The organism is Bacillus jepli (assembly GCF_047238305.1).
Taxonomy (GTDB): domain Bacteria; phylum Bacillota; class Bacilli; order Bacillales; family Bacillaceae_L; genus Ferdinandcohnia.
The window spans coordinates 363,790-379,897 of record NZ_JBDFMO010000001.1; the positions used below are offsets into that span (position 1 = coordinate 363,790).

Sequence of the window (16,108 nt, forward strand, 5' to 3'; positions counted from 1 at the left end):
AAATCATTATTCGTTGACTATAAAAAGTTGTTTTTTTTAATCCGCATTTCAACCACATTTCTGTTGCCAGTGTATCTATGTTCAAGCAATCCCTTGTGGACCATCCAAGCTGCAACATGACTTGCTAGTTTAGGAGGGCGCTTAAGTTCCGTCTCAAAGAAATAGCGGAGCCCACCAGGAGTCGTTTTTTCCATCGAGCCGTCAAAACGGAACCAATCTCGATCGTTGAAATGAGCTATAATCCTATCAATATCGCTAACTTTAAATTTCATCGAAGTCTTTTTAGTTGGCCCCATAATAATCATAAGGTTGTCTCCAAAAATCTCTGCATCGAACTTAGTAGCATTAGCCCCATAACTTAGTGTCTTTATTTCCTCCATAGCATTTATTTACCTCGTTTTTCAGACTCTTTCCGGATTGTTCCAATCTTTTTATCACTTCTAGTGTCTCTGCCATCCGGATTTCTAATCGTTCCGGGGGGAAGGCCATTTTTCTTCTCAAATGTTCCTACAGTGCAATCGCTTCTTACCTTTCTCGCCATATTTATATCCTCCTAATATATTTTCCTTTAGTAATAATTTCCTATATTATCAAATAAGTGTCAAGTCCAAGCTTAAGGTTTGAATATAGGCTATAAATTCCTGCTTAGAGGTACATTTACATAGACCTCATACAAGAGCAGGTCCTGCCCCCCAATGTAATTGGCTTATTGCATCTTTTAAATTTTTAAATTCTGTTTTCCCATTAAAAGCTCCGTAATACCCTTACTTCTAGCTATAAACTCCCTTTATCTATTCTCGTTGTTTTTGAACCTTACCTATAAATTATTAAATTTTTAAGAAGTAATTAAAATAAATAAGAACGTGAATTTGGTTAAGAGTTTCTTTAACTAATTCACATTCTTTTTCTTTTTAAAATCATTTCGTTTTTTCGAGCTTTTTTCACACTTTTTTCTCAATTGTTGATATGAAACCCTGATGGGGTATTTATTCACACTTTTATACACAATTTCTATTTTAACTATGGATGAATTGCGGAAAAAGTCTATCTTATCTTTAAAGTTTTTAATGGTTTGTTACAATTTCAGCTCCAACCTCGCGACCGCTTCTACATGACTCGTATGCGGAAACATATCAACCGGCTGCACATACTCAACCTTGTAAAGCTTCGACAATACTTGAATATCCTTCGCTAAAGTTGATGGATTACAAGACACATACACCATTTTCTTCGGCTTCACTTTCAATACGGTTTGTAAGAATTGATCGTCGCAGCCGGTACGTGGTGGGTCGACGACAATAACGTCTGGGCGCCAGCCTTCGTTTACCCATTTTGGTAGGAGTTTTTCGGCTTTTCCTACGGCATAGGTTGCATTCCCAAAGCCATGTTTTTTGGCATTTTTTCTTGCGTCTTCGATGGCTTCTGGGATGATTTCGATTCCGCGGATTTCGGCTGCTCCGTCTGCAAGCCATAATCCAATCGTTCCGACTCCACAGTATGCATCGACGATTTTTTCCTTACCTGTTAATTGAGCTGCCTTTTTTACTTCGTCATATAATTTGACGGTTTGCTCTGGGTTTAGCTGGAAGAATGCACGAGCAGATAGCTCGAATGAAAGGTCTCCTAGTGTTTCTTGGATAACCTCGCTTCCGTGTAAGTGAATCGATTCGTCGCCAAAAATGAGTGACGTTTTTTGTCCATTGATGTTTTGGATAATCGACTTTACTTCTGGCAAACGTTTTGTAATTTCATCGATTAATAAGTTTTTTCGCGGGATTTCTTTTTCTGCTGTAATTAAGACAAGCTGTACTTCTCCCGATTGAACGCCTACTCTTGTGACGATGGTGCGGACGAGCCCTTTACGATTTCGTTCATTATAAATTGATATTTTTAAATCCTGAAGGATCATTTTTACGGTTTGAGTGACTTTGCTTGTTGCTGGATGTTGGATCATGCAGTCTGCAATATCAATCAGTTTGTGTGAATTCAGTCCATAAAGTCCAGCTATCACCTTTGTCTTTTCCATTCCAACCTGGAACTGACTCTTGTTTCGGTAATTCCATGGGTTTTCCATACCAATCGTTTCTTTAATATTGAGCTTTTCAATTGGTGTTTTACTATATCGTTCAAAAGCTTGAACGACGATGTCCCGCTTCTCTTTTAATTGCTGACGATAGTCTAAATGCTGCAGCTGACAGCCGCCACATAAATCGTAGATTGGACATGGTGGTTTTACGCGATGCTCTGATTTTTTGCGGATTTTTTTAATCCTGCCTTCAGAGAATTTCGGATGAACTTTCGTTGCTTCGACAACTACCTCTTCACCAGGTAGCGCCCCCGGTACGAAAACGACCTGCCTTTTAAAATAGCCGACGCCTTCTCCGTTGATTCCGAGTCTTTTTATTGTAAGGGGGAAAGTTTGTCCCACCTGTAATTTTGCTTGGTTTTCTTTTTGTTGTTTCATCATTACACACAACTTTCTATTCGATGCTTCGCCATAAATACAAGGAGGCATAGCTTAAGTATGGCTCCCATGGCTTGCTGTATTCTTCCATTTGTTCATAGGTTGGCTTTTTTTCAAGATTGTATAATTTTTTGATGGCATTTTGGATTCCGATATCTGCCATCGGGAAGAGATTTGGTCGTCCCAATGCGAATAAAAGAAAATTTTCTGCCGTCCATTTTCCAATTCCGCGAATTTTTACGAGCGTGTCCATGACCTCTTCATCGATTTTTGCTTGAAGATCCGGAAGGGTTAGCACTCCGGAGGCAATCAATTTCGATGTATCAATGACATATTCCGCCTTCCGACCACTAAACTGCAACTCCCTCAAGTCTGAAACAGACAACTGAGCTATTTTTTCAGGGCGAGGATGAATCCACGTTCCTTCGATTTCTTCGCCAAATGTGGTCACAAATCTTGATGTGAGTGTGTGTGCAAAAGTCATATTGAGTTGCTGATGGATGATAGACTTCATCAAGGAAAAATACGGATCGAAATCTAAGACCAATGGTGTTCCACGATGTTCTAAGAAAATATCTTTAAGGTCTGTTTGTAGATAATGTTCTTGGATTTCCTGAAGCGGTACGTCCCATTGAAAAATGTGAGACACTCGCTGCAACGCATACTCCATTGAATCTTTATGATAGCCTGTGACTACGAAACTTGGTTCATCTGTTGTACCAGTTGCTTTAACCGTGATAACCACGGGTTCATTTTTAATATAAAAAGGCACCTTCACAGAGCGTTCATCTTTATTCAATTGGTTAGTCGGATTTATCGATAGCCGTTCTAGGACACGATCAAAATCATATGGTGGCTGTACATGCACTGTTTTCTCCCACATGGTACCAACCTCAATTCATAAGTGTTAGTACACATTATACCATTTGAGCGCAAAAAAAATCCCCCTGCACGCAAGAGGATTCGTATGTTTATTTGTTTAATAGATCTTCACGAAGCGGTGTAAAGGTATCTAGTAAAATACCTTCTTCTAACGCTACAACCCCATGTTTATGGTTTCCTGGAATAAAAATGGTTTCTCCTTGGGAAACCGTCGTTTGCTCACCTTCGATGGTAAACTGGAAACTTCCTTTCATGACATACGTGAGCTGCTCATGTGGATGGCTGTGTTGATAGCCTTCTGCACCCTTTTCAAAGTGAACTTCCATCATCATCACCGATTCACCCGGTGGGAATATTTTTCGTTTTACGCCTGGTTCGGCATTTTCCCATTCTCCAACCATGTCCTACTCCCCCTTATTATGTATTCCCTTACATTATAAAAGGAAATGCGCCTTTATTAAAGCGCATTGGCTTTCGGATTTTCATTTTCCACTTCTTCTTTTTTCGAAGTGTTTAATAAAATGACGCCGCCGATAATGAAGACAATACCTGCTAGTTTTAGAGCGGTAAACACCTCATCCCACACAAGCGCTCCGATGATAGCCGTTAGTGCGGTTCCGACCCCAGACCAAATCGCATATGCCAAACTTAGTGGAAGAGTTTTAAGACATAAGGATAAACAATAGAATGCGAGTCCGTATCCCACGATAACACCGATTGACGGAAATAGAACGGTAAATCCATCTGACACTTTTAACATGGCGGTTGCAAAGATCTCACATATAATTGATATGGTTAATGCTAGATATCCCTTCATTTAATGACCCCCTCCAATATTGAGTAAAATGACTCCCCCAATAATTAACAGGAATCCAAGAATTTTTTTCATATCAATCGTTTCTTTATAGAGGATGATTCCGACTAATGCGGTTAGTGCGGTCCCTACTCCGGCCCAGATTGCATATGCCACACCGAGTGGCAGTGTCTTTAGTGTTAGTGATAAAGCATAGAATGCTAGACCATATCCGACCATGACTCCCATTGAAGGCAGGAATTTTTTGAAGCCATCTGTTGCTTTCAGCATCGAACTGCCGAACACTTCACTCATAATGGCTATTAGTAAAAGAATGTATGCATTCATGGTGATTCCCCCTACAATCAAATGCGCCTTGGCGTATTTGCGCCCGATTTTTTTCGAGCCCGCTCGAAAAATTTCCTTTGAAAAATCGTGGCATCCGCCGGAGGCTTTAACTTTATTCAGCTGAATAAAGTTAAAAGTGCCTTTCTCCATTTTACCTTCTATTTCAAATTTGTGGAATATAGGACCTCCGTTGTAGCGAAAATTACTTCTGTGGTACATTTTTCAATGATCCTCCTGAGCGTAAAATAAATGTTGCTCACATTAGGAGGAATGTAACATGAAAAAAATCGGACCTAAAGGGATGAAATGGCTAAAAATTATCCACGTTTTTCTAGTCGTTTTATTTTTCGGAGGCATTTTAAGTTCTCTTTCATTAAATCTTTATCTTGATTTTACAGAATTTAATGAGTCCTATCTTGGATATAAAACGATCGTAATTATCAGTGATCATATTGTGCGCTGGGGGGCAATTGGCACATTAGTAGTGGGACTTATCTATGGATTTTTTACAAACTGGGGATTCTTCAAGCATCGCTGGGTTGGCACGAAATTCGTGCTCTATATCATTCAAACGATTGTTGGGATCTTTATTATAGACAAGCTTATGGTCACAAATATGGAATTGCTTGAAACACAACGAGAAGTAGCCCTGACCAATCCTGAATTCATTCAAAATCACGTAATCAGACAATATGCAGTCTATTTTCAGATAGCTGTTACCACTTTTATTTTCATCATTTCCTATGTAAAACCGTGGCGGAAGAAAAAGGAAATACGTAAAAAGAGCTGAATCTACAGCTCTTTTATTGTTTTTAGGCTATAATTTGAAGATAATGTTAAGTAGTTATACATAAGAACAAAATGACAAGGAGTTTTTGCAATGAAAAAGTTAGTACTGTTGACTATTTTGTTCGTATTGTTGGCGGCCTGTGGGAAACCAGATAAGGAAACCAGTTCTCAGCCGGAAGAACCAGTTAAGAGTGTGGTAAATGAGGCGGACTCTGGAAAGCCAAGTGAGAAAGCTGATGCGGAAGAAAGTAAAGAGACAAATGTTTCAGATGAAAGTGCGGATGCAGAGTCGCCGGATACTAGTGTCGAAGGATCATCGGAAAATAGTGCTCTTAAGGAGCAATATTTAAATGAACTCGCTGCGATTGAAGAAGAAATTGAAAACAAGCCTGAGGGTGAAACACAAATTGAGATGGAAGATATCGCTGCAGGAATCTATGAAATATGGGACGGCGAACTTAATAAAATTTGGAAAGAACTAGAGAAACAACTTCCAACTGAAAAAATGGATAAACTGCGGGAAGATCAGCGTCAATGGATTAAAGAGAAATATCGAATAGCAAGTGAAGAAGCCGCTCAATATGAAGGTGGCACCATGGAGCCTTTAGTTAAAGTAAACACACAAGCTCGTGTGACCAAAGAAAGATGTTATGAATTAGTTAAAAAATATATGGACGGTGCGGAAAAAGTTGTGTAAATAGGTTTCAAATCAATCCTCCTTGGCAAGAATTAGGATAAATAATTTTTGCCAAGGAGGTTTTTTCTACATGAAATTACCAAAGGAATTAATCAGAGAAATTGTAAAGGAACAAAAATTCACTAGTACCAATCAAATCATGGAAACGATCAAAGAAATGTTTTCCGATGTATTGGAGGAAGTGCTCCAATGTGAAATTGATGAGCAACTGGGTTATGAAAAGCATCAACGTCGAAATGATGGACCTAATAATTATCGAAATGGTTCAACAAAACGGAAACTAAAAACACAATTTGGTGAAGTTGAAGTAAATGTTCCTAGAGACAGAAATGGCTCGTATGAGCCGCAAATTTTGGACAAATACCAAAGAAATGTGGACGGACTAGAAGAAAAGATTCTTTCCCTTTACGCTCATGGTATGTCTACAAGGGATATCAAGGAACAAGTCAAGGATCTCTATAATATTGAGATTTCCTCAGAGCTAGTTAGTAAGATTAGTGAAAAGATTATGCCACAAGTAAATGAGTGGCAGAGCCGTCCACTTGAAGCCTATTATCCTTTTATTTTTATGGATGCCATTCATTATAAAATTCGGGATAATCACCAAATTGTCTCGAAGGCAGCTTATGTTGTTTTGGGAATTAACAATGAAGGATATAAGGAAATATTGGGTATTTGGGTTGGTGGAAATGAAAGTAGTAAGTTTTGGTTAGGTGTGTTGAACGATTTGAAAACGAGAGGCGTTAAAACAGTTAATCTTTTCTGCGTAGATGGGCTTACAGGGTTTAGAGAGGCCATTCAAGCTGTGTATCCTTTCGCTAGTATTCAACGTTGTATCATTCACCAGATTCGTTCAAGTACAAAATACGTTTCTTATAAACATTTAAAAGAATTTGTCGCTGACTTAAAATTAATCTATACTTCCATCAACGAGGAATCGGGAATGGAAAGGCTCATAGAATTTAAAGAAAAATGGGGTAAAGAGTATCCATCTGCCGTAAAATCATGGGAAGAAAATTGGGATATTTTAGCTACCTTCTTTGCATATCCTCCAGAAATTAGGAGAATAATATATACTACGAATATTATCGAAGGACTACATCGTCAATTTAGGAAAGTGACAAAAACAAAGTCTATTTTTCCTAATGATGATAGTTTAAGAAAGATGCTTTATTTAGCATCTCAAAACATTACCAAAAAATGGACGATGCGTTACCGTAATTGGGACATGATCTTGAGCCAGCTTGAGATATTGAACCAAACATCATAATTGGGGACTCTGTCCCCAAACCCCTGAAGTTTAACGCATTTGTTTTCCCTAAAACGGACAAAAATAACGGACAGATCAAGTCCGTCCGTTTTAGTGTAAAAACCATAAAACCGCTCAGGTTGCACTTCTGCATTGCCCTATCCTGTTTTATGGTAAAAGGCAATTATAGTATTGCCAGGTTATATTTTTTCATACCTATTATTTCTTGCCTTGCGAAGATTGTTGAATATTACTTACACAAGATTTTACGCAGACCCAATATATGTAATCGAAAAAGGACTTAGACAGCCATTCTAAGTCCTTTTTTGTCAGTCTAGGTCAAATAATAGCTCTTCCCTAATCGTTTTTTCCGCCATTAACTGATCTAAGCTTCGGAAGGTATAACCTTCTTCACGTAGGTCATCGATTACCTTTCCAAGCGCTTCGGCATTGTCCCTCGATACAGTATGTAGCAAAAGAATCGCACCTGGATGAATTTGCCTCATGATGTTGTTGTAAGCATACTCCCAACCTTTTTGGCTGTTGATATGCCAGTCGACGAAGGCAAGCGACCAGAATACATTTTGATAACCAAGATTGTTGGATAAAGCTAATGTTCGTTCACTAAAAATACCTCGTGGCGGACGAAGATACGTCACATCTTGACCAGTTAGCTTTTTTGTTTCCTCCCGAACGGAATCTAATTCTTTTCGAAGTCGTTCGTCACTTACTCTTGTTAAATCCGGATGATACCATGAATGATTCCCAACGATATGCCCTTCTTTTGCCATTCGTTTGACGAGATCAGCTTGATCTTTTAAATAATGCCCTGTGACGAAGAATGTCGCGGGAACCTTTTTCTCTTTTAGCACATCAAGGACTTTTTCGGTATAGCCGTTTTCATAGCCGTTATCAAACGTAAGGTAGATGTCTTTTTTTGAAGTATCCCCAATATAAAAAGCGCCATATTTTGCGAGTAGTTTATCATACTCCTCACCTGCTGAGGCAGGTTCATGGTTTTTGCTCTTTTTGAAGCCCCAATGGATGGGTGTGTTAGAATAAGCTGCTGCAACCTGTGGAGCAACAGCCAATGAAAAGGTAACAGTCAAAAGAAGAAGTATGCCACAAAGCCTTTTCAAAAATAAAACCTCCTAAAACTCCGTTAGTAGTAGAGTTAGTTTTTACCACATTAAGGGAGTTCATGCAGGAATAGATTGCCAAAATGTTTTGTTGGGGGTGGAAAAAAATTATGGGGTTGCTTGGTAATATCGGACACAACACTAAAAAACCCGCTACGCCAAAACGTAACGGGCACTAATCCATTTTTAAGCAAATACACGCTCTTTGAATTGTTCTAGTTTTTCTAATGAAGATTTGTCAACGTCCTCGTGTAGGCTGTTGCCATGTGAATCCATTGTCACAACGGCTGTGAAGCCTTCAACAGATAGATGCCACATCGCTTCAGGAATACCGAACTGCATGAGGTCAACGCCATCAACAGACTTGATGCAGTCTGCATAATACTGGGCAGCTCCACCAATTGCATTTAAGTAAACTCCACCATGCTCCTTAAGTGCAGCAAGTGTCTTAGGTCCCATTCCACCTTTACCGATTACCGCACGGATTCCAAACTTTTTCATGATATCGCCTTGGTAAGGCTCCTCACGAATACTCGTTGTTGGACCAGCCGCTTTCACGTGCCAGTTGCCATCTTCATCCTTAAGCATAACGGGACCACAGTGGTAAATAATTTGACCATCTAAATCTACTGGTGCATCGTTTTCTGAAAGATGCTTATGGATAGCGTCACGACCTGTGTACATGCGACCATTGATTCGCACTACATCCCCAACTTTAAGCTCACGAATTTGTTCTTCAGTGATTGGTGCTTGAAGCACAACTTCACGCGTTTCAGCTTTTACTTCTTGCACTTCTTCTTGTTCTTTTGAGAAATCAATTTCTTCTCCATCTTGGTATAACCACTCATTAATGTCACCTGTTTCTGCATCAAGAGTGACACCTAGACGCCGATATGCCCAACAGTTGTACGCAACAGATACGAAGAAGCTTGCTGGAATACGGTGCATGACGCCCACTTTACAACCAAGTAGAGTTGTTTCACCGCCGAAGCCCATTGTTCCGATTCCAAGCTTATTCGCATTTTCCATCACATATTCTTCAAGCTTGCGAAGATCTTCGTTTGGATTTTCATCCTCAACTGAGCGGAAAAGCTGTTCTTTCGCTAACTCGTAGCCTGACGTACGGTCTCCACCGATACCAACACCGATGAAACCTGCACTACAGCCTTGGCCTTGAGCTTGATATACAGAGTGCATGATACACTTACGAATGCCATCTAAGTCACGTCCAGCACGACCAAGTCCTTCTAATTCACATGGTAAGCTGTATTGAATATTTTTATTTTCACATCCGCCACCTTTTAAAATAAGGCGAACATCGATGTAATCCTTTTCCCATTGTTCAAACTTAATTACTGGCACACCTTCGCCAAGGTTGTCCCCACTGTTTTTACCAGTTAATGAGTCAACTGCGTTTGGACGTAGCTTTCCGTCCTTTGTTGCTTCAACAATTGCTTCGCGAATAGCCGCTTTAATTTTTAATTGGTTCACCCCAACAGGCGTTTTCACTTTAAAAGTTGGTAGACCTGTATCCTGACAGATTGGTGAAACGTTTACGTCTGCCATTGAAATATTGTTGGTGATGGTTGAAAGAGACATAGCAGCACGAGTACCGGCACTTTCACTCGCCTTTGCACGAGCAACCGCTCTACGTACATCCTTTGGAAGTCTTGTTGATGTCTCTACAATTAACTTGTACATACTTTGTTGTAGCTTATCCATCTGTATTCCCCTTTCCCTTATATCCCCGATATTATCTATAATCACAATTTTCATTATACTCCTAGAAGTTTTTTTCGGAAAGGGATTTGCAAACGATTCCAGTTTTTATTCTTTTATTAAATTCACCCCAATTAAACCTGCGATTGAAAAAATCAAGGGAATGATGAAACCGAAATAGTATCCAGATGTAAAATGGTCCAACACAATGCCAAAGAAGGCTGGCAGTAGGACCGCACTTAAAAATCCACCCGTGTTGGCAAATCCAGACACCATGCCTGATTCACTTATCGGAAAGGTTTTGCGTACAGTTGCAAAGGTTAAGGAATTAGAGCCAAACGCAAATCCAATGATAATAAAAAGAGTAATGAGCAAGAATAATGGAGGTCCCTCACGAAATAGAAGGAAAATAGACCAACACAAAACAGTAACCATATGAAAAAAGAGATACGGTCTTTTAATCATGCCTAATCTGCTTGAAATCCAACCGATCAATGGAGCACCTATTAGTGCCCCAATTAAACTATACATAATAAGCTGGCTTGCGCCTAAACGGGTCAAGCCATATACGTTCATTCCGTAAGGCACTGCCCATGAGCCGATAAAGCCTAAATATCCTCCAACAAGCCCGAAGTGACAAAGAAACAATGCCCATGCTTGCCGACTTGAAAAAATTCGACTTAGCAAAACCGATGTTTTTTCACTGCTGACTTCATTTTTCTCAATTATCGGTTGGTTTGGTTTTTTTACAAGGACAACATAAAGAAAAATTCCACACAAACATAACAAGATTCCGCCTGACAGAAAGGCTCCACGCCAGCCAAGTAAGACAATCAATGCTGAAAAAGGAACAGTTGCCATCAGGAATCCGAGACTCCCGGTCATTCCCGCAACACCGATAAGCCGCGTGAACTCTTTCTCGTTAAACCATTTGCTTAAAATGAGGACTAAATTCACCCAAATTGTTGCATCTCCTACCCCTGTTAGGATTCTTGCAAAAAAGAGGATAAATTCATGGGTTCCAAGGCTATACAAAATCGTCCCAATACCTGTTAGGATAGCACCGATAATGAGGAAAAAATTAGGGCCGTAGCGGTCTGCAAAGATTCCCATCGGCATTTGCAACCCTGTGTATACAAAAAATTGAATGCTGGTTAAGAGCCCGATTGTTGTTGCGGTGACCTGAAAGTCCGTCATCAATTGGTCTGTAATCAGTCCGGGTGCGGTTCGTTGGGCTGACATCACTACATATGTAAACAGTACAGAAGCAAAAATAACCCACCTGAATTTACTATTTTGCATGCCCACTGATATCTACCCCTGTTTGTTTTTTTATGTTATGTATATGGGTTTGTGGCTCAGTCGTGCTCATACACCTGGTAAAAAATCAATCATTACAATTTTGAAGTCATACATGTATAATCAAAAAATGGGAGTTGAGATTAATGAATAAAAAAGACATCGCAAACATCCGCAAGCAATTTAAGTTAAATAATCAATACTTACACATCAAAGAAATTTTCAATGTGTATGTTAAAAAAGAATCCAATGAGATTTATCACCATATTTGTCAGCCATTCGAGCTATTAGAACAGGAAGCTCAGGAACTATTTTTAGATAACTTTAAAAAGACATTGGCTGGACAGCTCGATACGAAATTGTTTGAATTGAAGTTCCAGCACGATGCTGAGAATAGCACACGAGACCTTTTATATGACGGGTTACAACTCGAAGATACCGAAGATTGGATCGAGCAAATGCTGCAGATCGTGGAGAAAATGTATGCTACTAAGGTTTATGAGTTTGACACAGTAGTTACATTTATACGTGCAGAATACCGTAAGCCGACACGCAAACGTGACCCTGAATCAGAACAAGGTGGCTCAGATGAGGTTTATTTTAGCCCTCTCATTCTGTGCACCTTAAATAAAATTGATCAACCGAAAAAGACGTTGGTCTTTGATTATATTGAAAGAACGTTCAAATCAAATACTGTTCTGGATCCGGTTATTAACTTGACCGCTCCGTTAACAGGTTTCCTTTTCCCCGCGTTTAACGACAATGCAGCTGACGTGAATCATATTCTTTATGCTGCCGGGAAAGCAAACGAGCCTAGTTATAGTTTCATTTCCGATGTGTTAAATTGTGAAGATATCATGACCGCAGAAGATGATAAGATCGGCTTCGAGATGATCTTGAAAAATGTCATCGGTGAAACGGTAGAATCTGAGGTTATTTCGAACGTGTACGAGGAAATCGACCGTTTTGTTCAAGAAAAAGAAGAAGAGGAACAGGAAGAAAGCGAGCCACCGATGATCAACTACCAGGACGTCGAGCGCATCCTGAAGGTGAGCGGTGTAGAAGATGTGGACACAGCAAAAGTGGAACATGCGTTTAAAAGTGTCATTGATGATGAGCATCATGAATTCAAAGCAGCGAACCTCGTTCCAAAATCTATCAAAATCAACACAAAAGTGGCCAAGCTTACATTAAGTCCAAAAGAATTACGATACGTCAAATACATCATGTACCAAGGCAAACGCTGCTTATTGTTGGAAATCGATGAAGACGTCGTCGTCGAAGGCCTAACACTCGAGACCAAGAATCAAGGCGAAGACCAGTGACAAGGTGCCAGAGGGACGGTTCTTGTGGCCCCCTACTAGAACACAAACAGTGGATTTCAAAGCGGAATCCACTGTTTGTGTTTAGCGTGGCCAACCATTCTTCAAAAGGCTCGGCTCATCTCTACGAATTCCGTCATTTGCGTTACACTTTGCTTCTTCTCTTTTATCAATCGGGTATGATTACGACTTTTGCGTTACCCTTTGGCTCTCCTTCTTTGCCAATCGGGTATGATTACGACTTTTGCGTTACCTTTTGACTCTCCTCTTTCGCCAATCGGGCACGATTACGACTTTTGCGTTACCCTTTGACTCTCCTCTTTTGCCAATCGGGTACGATTACGACTTTTGCGTTACCCTTTGACTCTCCTCTTTCGCCAATCGGGCACGATTACGACTTTTGCGTTACCCTTTGACTCTCCTCTTTTGCCAATCGGGCACGATTACGACTTTTTCGTTACCCTTTGGCTCCTTTACTTCGCCAATCGGGCATGATTCACCCTTTTCCAGCAACCGTCCCCTCACCTCGAAAAACAAAAAACGCCCAGCACCGACCTGAGCGTCCACCAAACATCATTATTCCTTCCAATCCTTCTTAAACCGTTCATATTTGCCTTCCAAATCATCGAGCATCTCAATGAGGCGGTCGATGTCCTCTAAATCAGTGGATTCAGGGTCCATCGAGTCAATCACCTCTAAAAACATATTCAGGCGATTTTTTAAATAGACTATTTGTTGGTCCTTATCTTGTATTGCGTTTCCCAAGTGACAACGTTCCTTTCGTTTTTCAATCTTTTTTATTATATAACACGTAGTGAAAATAACATAATAATATTCGGGCGCCCACTTAACGCCCGAATTTCTTTTATCTCGGAGTTTCTGAAACGAGGAATCCATAGGAAACGTGGTCTTGGACAGGTATCCAGGCGCCAATTCCTTGGTGGGTTACGTTTTTAACAACAATGGCCTTTTTGCTTCCTTTTAAAACAAGGTAGACTTCACCATATGTAACCTTCCCTTTTTCATTGACTGCCGGCGCATAGGCATATAAATATCCTAGCCTTTTCGGAGGTACATTATAGACTTGATCCTTTTTGGTTGCACCACCAATAATCGTTGTAAAGGAAAGTGGAAGCTTCGACTTTTTTGACGCCTCGATTAACATCATTTTCTTTACTTCGTCAGCATCCTGAATTTCTGCAGTTAATCCACCTCTGACAATCTTCTGCATTTCTTGTTTGTAATGGATTTTAAATGGAGTCTTTCCACCCCGATTGTCATAGTAGTTTGTATTGATTTTTTCATACTCCCAATTTGTGCTTGTTTCAGACGATTCATAGTTAAGTGGCCACTGACCTAAGTAAATGGTCGCACGGTATCCAAGCGCAAGTGGTGACGTTTGGATGGCCGACTCATTTAAAATACGAATAAGGTCTGGATTTTCTATTTCTACATCAGCACTATTAATAAGCTCTTTTGTGAGCTTACTTGGCTGGAGATATGGCAAATCCTGTGTTGGGTTCGGATAGGTATTATCCTGTGAAATGTCTAAAACAGAACTAGGAATTTTGAATTTATCTGCTTTATCACCCTTCGATTTATTGGTACCTTCCGCCATTACAGTTCCTGCAAATAAACCAAATATCAACATGACGGCAACTATAAAAACTAATTTTCGTTTCATAGACGGTACTCCTTTCCTTGGCTTTGTGCTTAGTGTTTTCGAAGGTTTTACAGATTATCCATCCTTTTATTAGTAAATTTTTGAGGGATTTGGTTAAAAAAGATGCCAGATGAATTAGTGTGCTAACTGACAGAGTGACAATGGTTATTGTCACTCTTGAAATTCAGGTGCTAAAATAGGTGCTAATAACTAAGATAATTTAAATTGGTTAGTGAATATTTAGAGGTGCTAAATGGATATAGTAGATAAACTTAAAAATAAAAACATTAAGGTAATAGAAATACCAAAATGGGGAACATATTTACGAAAGGAATGGGAAAATAATTTCGCCAATCATCTAAACGAGAATGAGAAAAAAGAAATTTATTTATTAGATGATGGAGGTTTTGGTAGCTATCTGTGGCATCTTTTCAGTTATGAAAAGAAGGATTGTCTTGAAGGTGTAAAAGCTGAAGTCGCTTTTAACAATGAAAGAAAAAATAAATGCTATGTCTTCTTCCAACATTCTGATTACGCATTACTGCTTGAAAATGCTTCAACGTTTCATACCGATGACTTTATTGATGAAATCGGCACAGATATGTATATTGTAGATAAACAATTTCGTTGGACTTTTGTACTCACACACGAAACAGGTTGGCTAGGTCCTTATTTTAGCCAAAAATGAAAGATATGGTAAGATATGTAGGCAAAAAACGCTTGGAAACCCAAGCGTTTTTATGTGTAATTTACATGTTATTTTCTTTCCAAAACTAATGAGTTTTAATGTGCTAATTAAACTGTTTTTTAAAGTTTTCTCTACATTATCTGAACTACTTAAGATGGGTTTCTGGCATTTCTTTAGGACAATTCTTGAGATTTTCATACTATCGATTTTAGCCCAAATTCCCCCTGAAACCACTAAGTCCCTTCTCCATCAACCTCTCGCAATACGGAAAAAAGAACTGGATAATGTGACCAATCCCAAATGTAACGACCAAAGTTCCAATCCCTATCGGTCCCCCAACCAAAAGCGCCAAAATCAACCCTGTTGCTTCTGCTATTGTTTTTGAAATCCCAAACTTTAGTTTAAATCGTGAACTGATCGCAAGCATCAAGTTATCGAGTGGCGAAAGTGGAAACTTTGCCTGCAAATAAATGGCGATTCCAAGCGAAGCGATCACTAGTCCCCCTAGTAAAGTAAGAACCTTGACCACTAAGCCTTCCAAATTCCATTCGACCAACGCGCTTAACAACCAAAAATCAATAAAAAAGCCGATTAAAATGATGGTTCCAATCGATAAAAATACAGGTCGCGCACGAAGTAATAGTGCATTTACAAACATGACTAAAATGCCGACAATCATGACCCAGGTGCCGACAGTGAGGCCAATGGTTTCGGATAGCCCGACATTAAGCGCATCCCAAGCCCCTGCACCAATATCTGCAATTATCATTAAACTGATTCCCAGTGCTAAGATAAACAACCCAATACAAAAAAAAGCAATTCGTCTAGTTAACATAGATGTACTCCCTTAAATTCCATATAATGAAAACATTGTACTTTATTATAAGTGACACCAAAAAATTAATCGATATTTTTATTTTTAACTGAATATTTTTAATCTTAGGTAAATATAATGAACTATACCTTACTTGAAGGAGGGATAAGGAGACCATACCTTTAACGACAGGGGGTATGCTATCGAATTGACGGACGAAGAAAACACCATTGAGAGTTATC

At 39.4% G+C, this 16,108-nt stretch carries 18 protein-coding genes; 5 read left to right on the forward strand and 13 right to left on the reverse strand.

The genetic code is table 11. The features are described 5' to 3' along the window. Window positions 1-17 precede the first annotated feature (17 nt). The 7 genes from ABC371_RS01735 to ABC371_RS01765 all read right to left on the reverse strand — a co-directional run bounded on the left by ABC371_RS01735 (window position 18) and on the right by ABC371_RS01765 (window position 4,487). The gene (locus ABC371_RS01735) at window positions 18-305 is read right to left on the reverse strand and encodes a hypothetical protein (RefSeq protein ID WP_412895290.1); all 288 of its coding nucleotides are present in this window, start codon (window positions 303-305) and stop codon (window positions 18-20) included. Between the two features lie 80 nt (window positions 306-385). Beyond that, window positions 386-541: a hypothetical protein gene (locus tag ABC371_RS01740; RefSeq protein WP_180271637.1), complete on the reverse strand. Its 156-nt coding sequence runs from the start codon at window positions 539-541 to the stop codon at window positions 386-388. 534 nt (window positions 542-1,075) lie between these two features. Further along, window positions 1,076-2,467 (reverse strand): 23S rRNA (uracil(1939)-C(5))-methyltransferase RlmD, encoded by a 1,392-nt coding sequence (gene rlmD / locus ABC371_RS01745; RefSeq protein WP_412895291.1) that lies wholly within the window; start codon window positions 2,465-2,467, stop codon window positions 1,076-1,078. A gap of 13 nt (window positions 2,468-2,480) precedes the next feature. After that, the gene (locus ABC371_RS01750) at window positions 2,481-3,347 is read right to left on the reverse strand and encodes a DNA-3-methyladenine glycosylase family protein (RefSeq protein ID WP_412895292.1); all 867 of its coding nucleotides are present in this window, start codon (window positions 3,345-3,347) and stop codon (window positions 2,481-2,483) included. A gap of 88 nt (window positions 3,348-3,435) precedes the next feature. Further along, the gene (locus ABC371_RS01755) at window positions 3,436-3,747 is read right to left on the reverse strand and encodes a cupin domain-containing protein (RefSeq protein ID WP_412895293.1); all 312 of its coding nucleotides are present in this window, start codon (window positions 3,745-3,747) and stop codon (window positions 3,436-3,438) included. A gap of 56 nt (window positions 3,748-3,803) precedes the next feature. Beyond that, window positions 3,804-4,163 (reverse strand): DMT family transporter, encoded by a 360-nt coding sequence (locus tag ABC371_RS01760; protein WP_412895294.1) that lies wholly within the window; start codon window positions 4,161-4,163, stop codon window positions 3,804-3,806. After that, window positions 4,164-4,487: a DMT family transporter gene (locus tag ABC371_RS01765; protein WP_412895295.1), complete on the reverse strand. Its 324-nt coding sequence runs from the start codon at window positions 4,485-4,487 to the stop codon at window positions 4,164-4,166. A gap of 277 nt (window positions 4,488-4,764) precedes the next feature. Here ABC371_RS01765 and ABC371_RS01770 point away from each other — a divergent pair, with 277 nt between their 5' ends. The 3 genes from ABC371_RS01770 (at window position 4,765) to ABC371_RS01780 (ending at window position 7,243) form a co-directional block, all read left to right on the forward strand. After that, entirely contained in the window at window positions 4,765-5,277 is a 513-nt protein-coding gene (locus tag ABC371_RS01770) for a DUF2269 domain-containing protein (protein ID WP_412895296.1), read from the forward strand. 90 nt (window positions 5,278-5,367) lie between these two features. Then, window positions 5,368-5,973, forward strand: a complete 606-nt coding sequence (locus ABC371_RS01775) for a lysozyme inhibitor LprI family protein (RefSeq protein WP_412895297.1) — start codon at window positions 5,368-5,370, stop codon at window positions 5,971-5,973. Window positions 5,974-6,043: 70 nt separating this feature from the next. Beyond that, on the forward strand, window positions 6,044-7,243 hold the full coding sequence (locus ABC371_RS01780; RefSeq protein ID WP_412895298.1) for an IS256 family transposase: 1,200 nt from the start codon (window positions 6,044-6,046) through the stop codon (window positions 7,241-7,243). 308 nt (window positions 7,244-7,551) lie between these two features. Here the strand turns inward: ABC371_RS01780 and pdaA are convergent, their stop codons facing one another. The 3 genes from pdaA to ABC371_RS01795 form a co-directional block, all read right to left on the reverse strand. Then, on the reverse strand, window positions 7,552-8,331 hold the full coding sequence (gene pdaA, locus ABC371_RS01785; protein WP_412899246.1) for a delta-lactam-biosynthetic de-N-acetylase: 780 nt from the start codon (window positions 8,329-8,331) through the stop codon (window positions 7,552-7,554). A 216-nt stretch (window positions 8,332-8,547) separates the two neighbouring features. Next, the gene (locus ABC371_RS01790; RefSeq protein WP_412895299.1) at window positions 8,548-10,083 is read right to left on the reverse strand and encodes a fumarate hydratase; all 1,536 of its coding nucleotides are present in this window, start codon (window positions 10,081-10,083) and stop codon (window positions 8,548-8,550) included. 105 nt (window positions 10,084-10,188) lie between these two features. Next, entirely contained in the window at window positions 10,189-11,388 is a 1,200-nt protein-coding gene (locus ABC371_RS01795) for an MFS transporter (protein WP_412895300.1), read from the reverse strand. A gap of 137 nt (window positions 11,389-11,525) precedes the next feature. On the opposite strand from ABC371_RS01795, the gene ABC371_RS01800 reads away from it, so the two are divergent. Further along, window positions 11,526-12,704 (forward strand): DUF4317 domain-containing protein, encoded by a 1,179-nt coding sequence (locus ABC371_RS01800; RefSeq protein ID WP_412895301.1) that lies wholly within the window; start codon window positions 11,526-11,528, stop codon window positions 12,702-12,704. Window positions 12,705-13,277: 573 nt separating this feature from the next. On the opposite strand, the gene ABC371_RS01805 is transcribed toward ABC371_RS01800, so the two are convergent. Together ABC371_RS01805 and ABC371_RS01810 are read right to left on the reverse strand one after the other, a co-directional pair. Next, window positions 13,278-13,466, reverse strand: a complete 189-nt coding sequence (locus ABC371_RS01805; RefSeq protein WP_412895302.1) for an SE1561 family protein — start codon at window positions 13,464-13,466, stop codon at window positions 13,278-13,280. Window positions 13,467-13,566: 100 nt separating this feature from the next. Then, window positions 13,567-14,385: a YfkD famly protein gene (locus ABC371_RS01810; RefSeq protein WP_412895303.1), complete on the reverse strand. Its 819-nt coding sequence runs from the start codon at window positions 14,383-14,385 to the stop codon at window positions 13,567-13,569. 232 nt (window positions 14,386-14,617) lie between these two features. Here ABC371_RS01810 and ABC371_RS01815 point away from each other — a divergent pair, with 232 nt between their 5' ends. After that, on the forward strand, window positions 14,618-15,052 hold the full coding sequence (locus ABC371_RS01815) for a DUF4275 family protein (RefSeq protein ID WP_412895304.1): 435 nt from the start codon (window positions 14,618-14,620) through the stop codon (window positions 15,050-15,052). Window positions 15,053-15,260: 208 nt separating this feature from the next. On the opposite strand, the gene ABC371_RS01820 is transcribed toward ABC371_RS01815, so the two are convergent. Beyond that, complete coding sequence (locus ABC371_RS01820) at window positions 15,261-15,887, reverse strand: YczE/YyaS/YitT family protein (protein WP_412895305.1); 627 nt, start codon at window positions 15,885-15,887, stop codon at window positions 15,261-15,263. Between the last annotated feature and the right edge of the window lie 221 nt (window positions 15,888-16,108).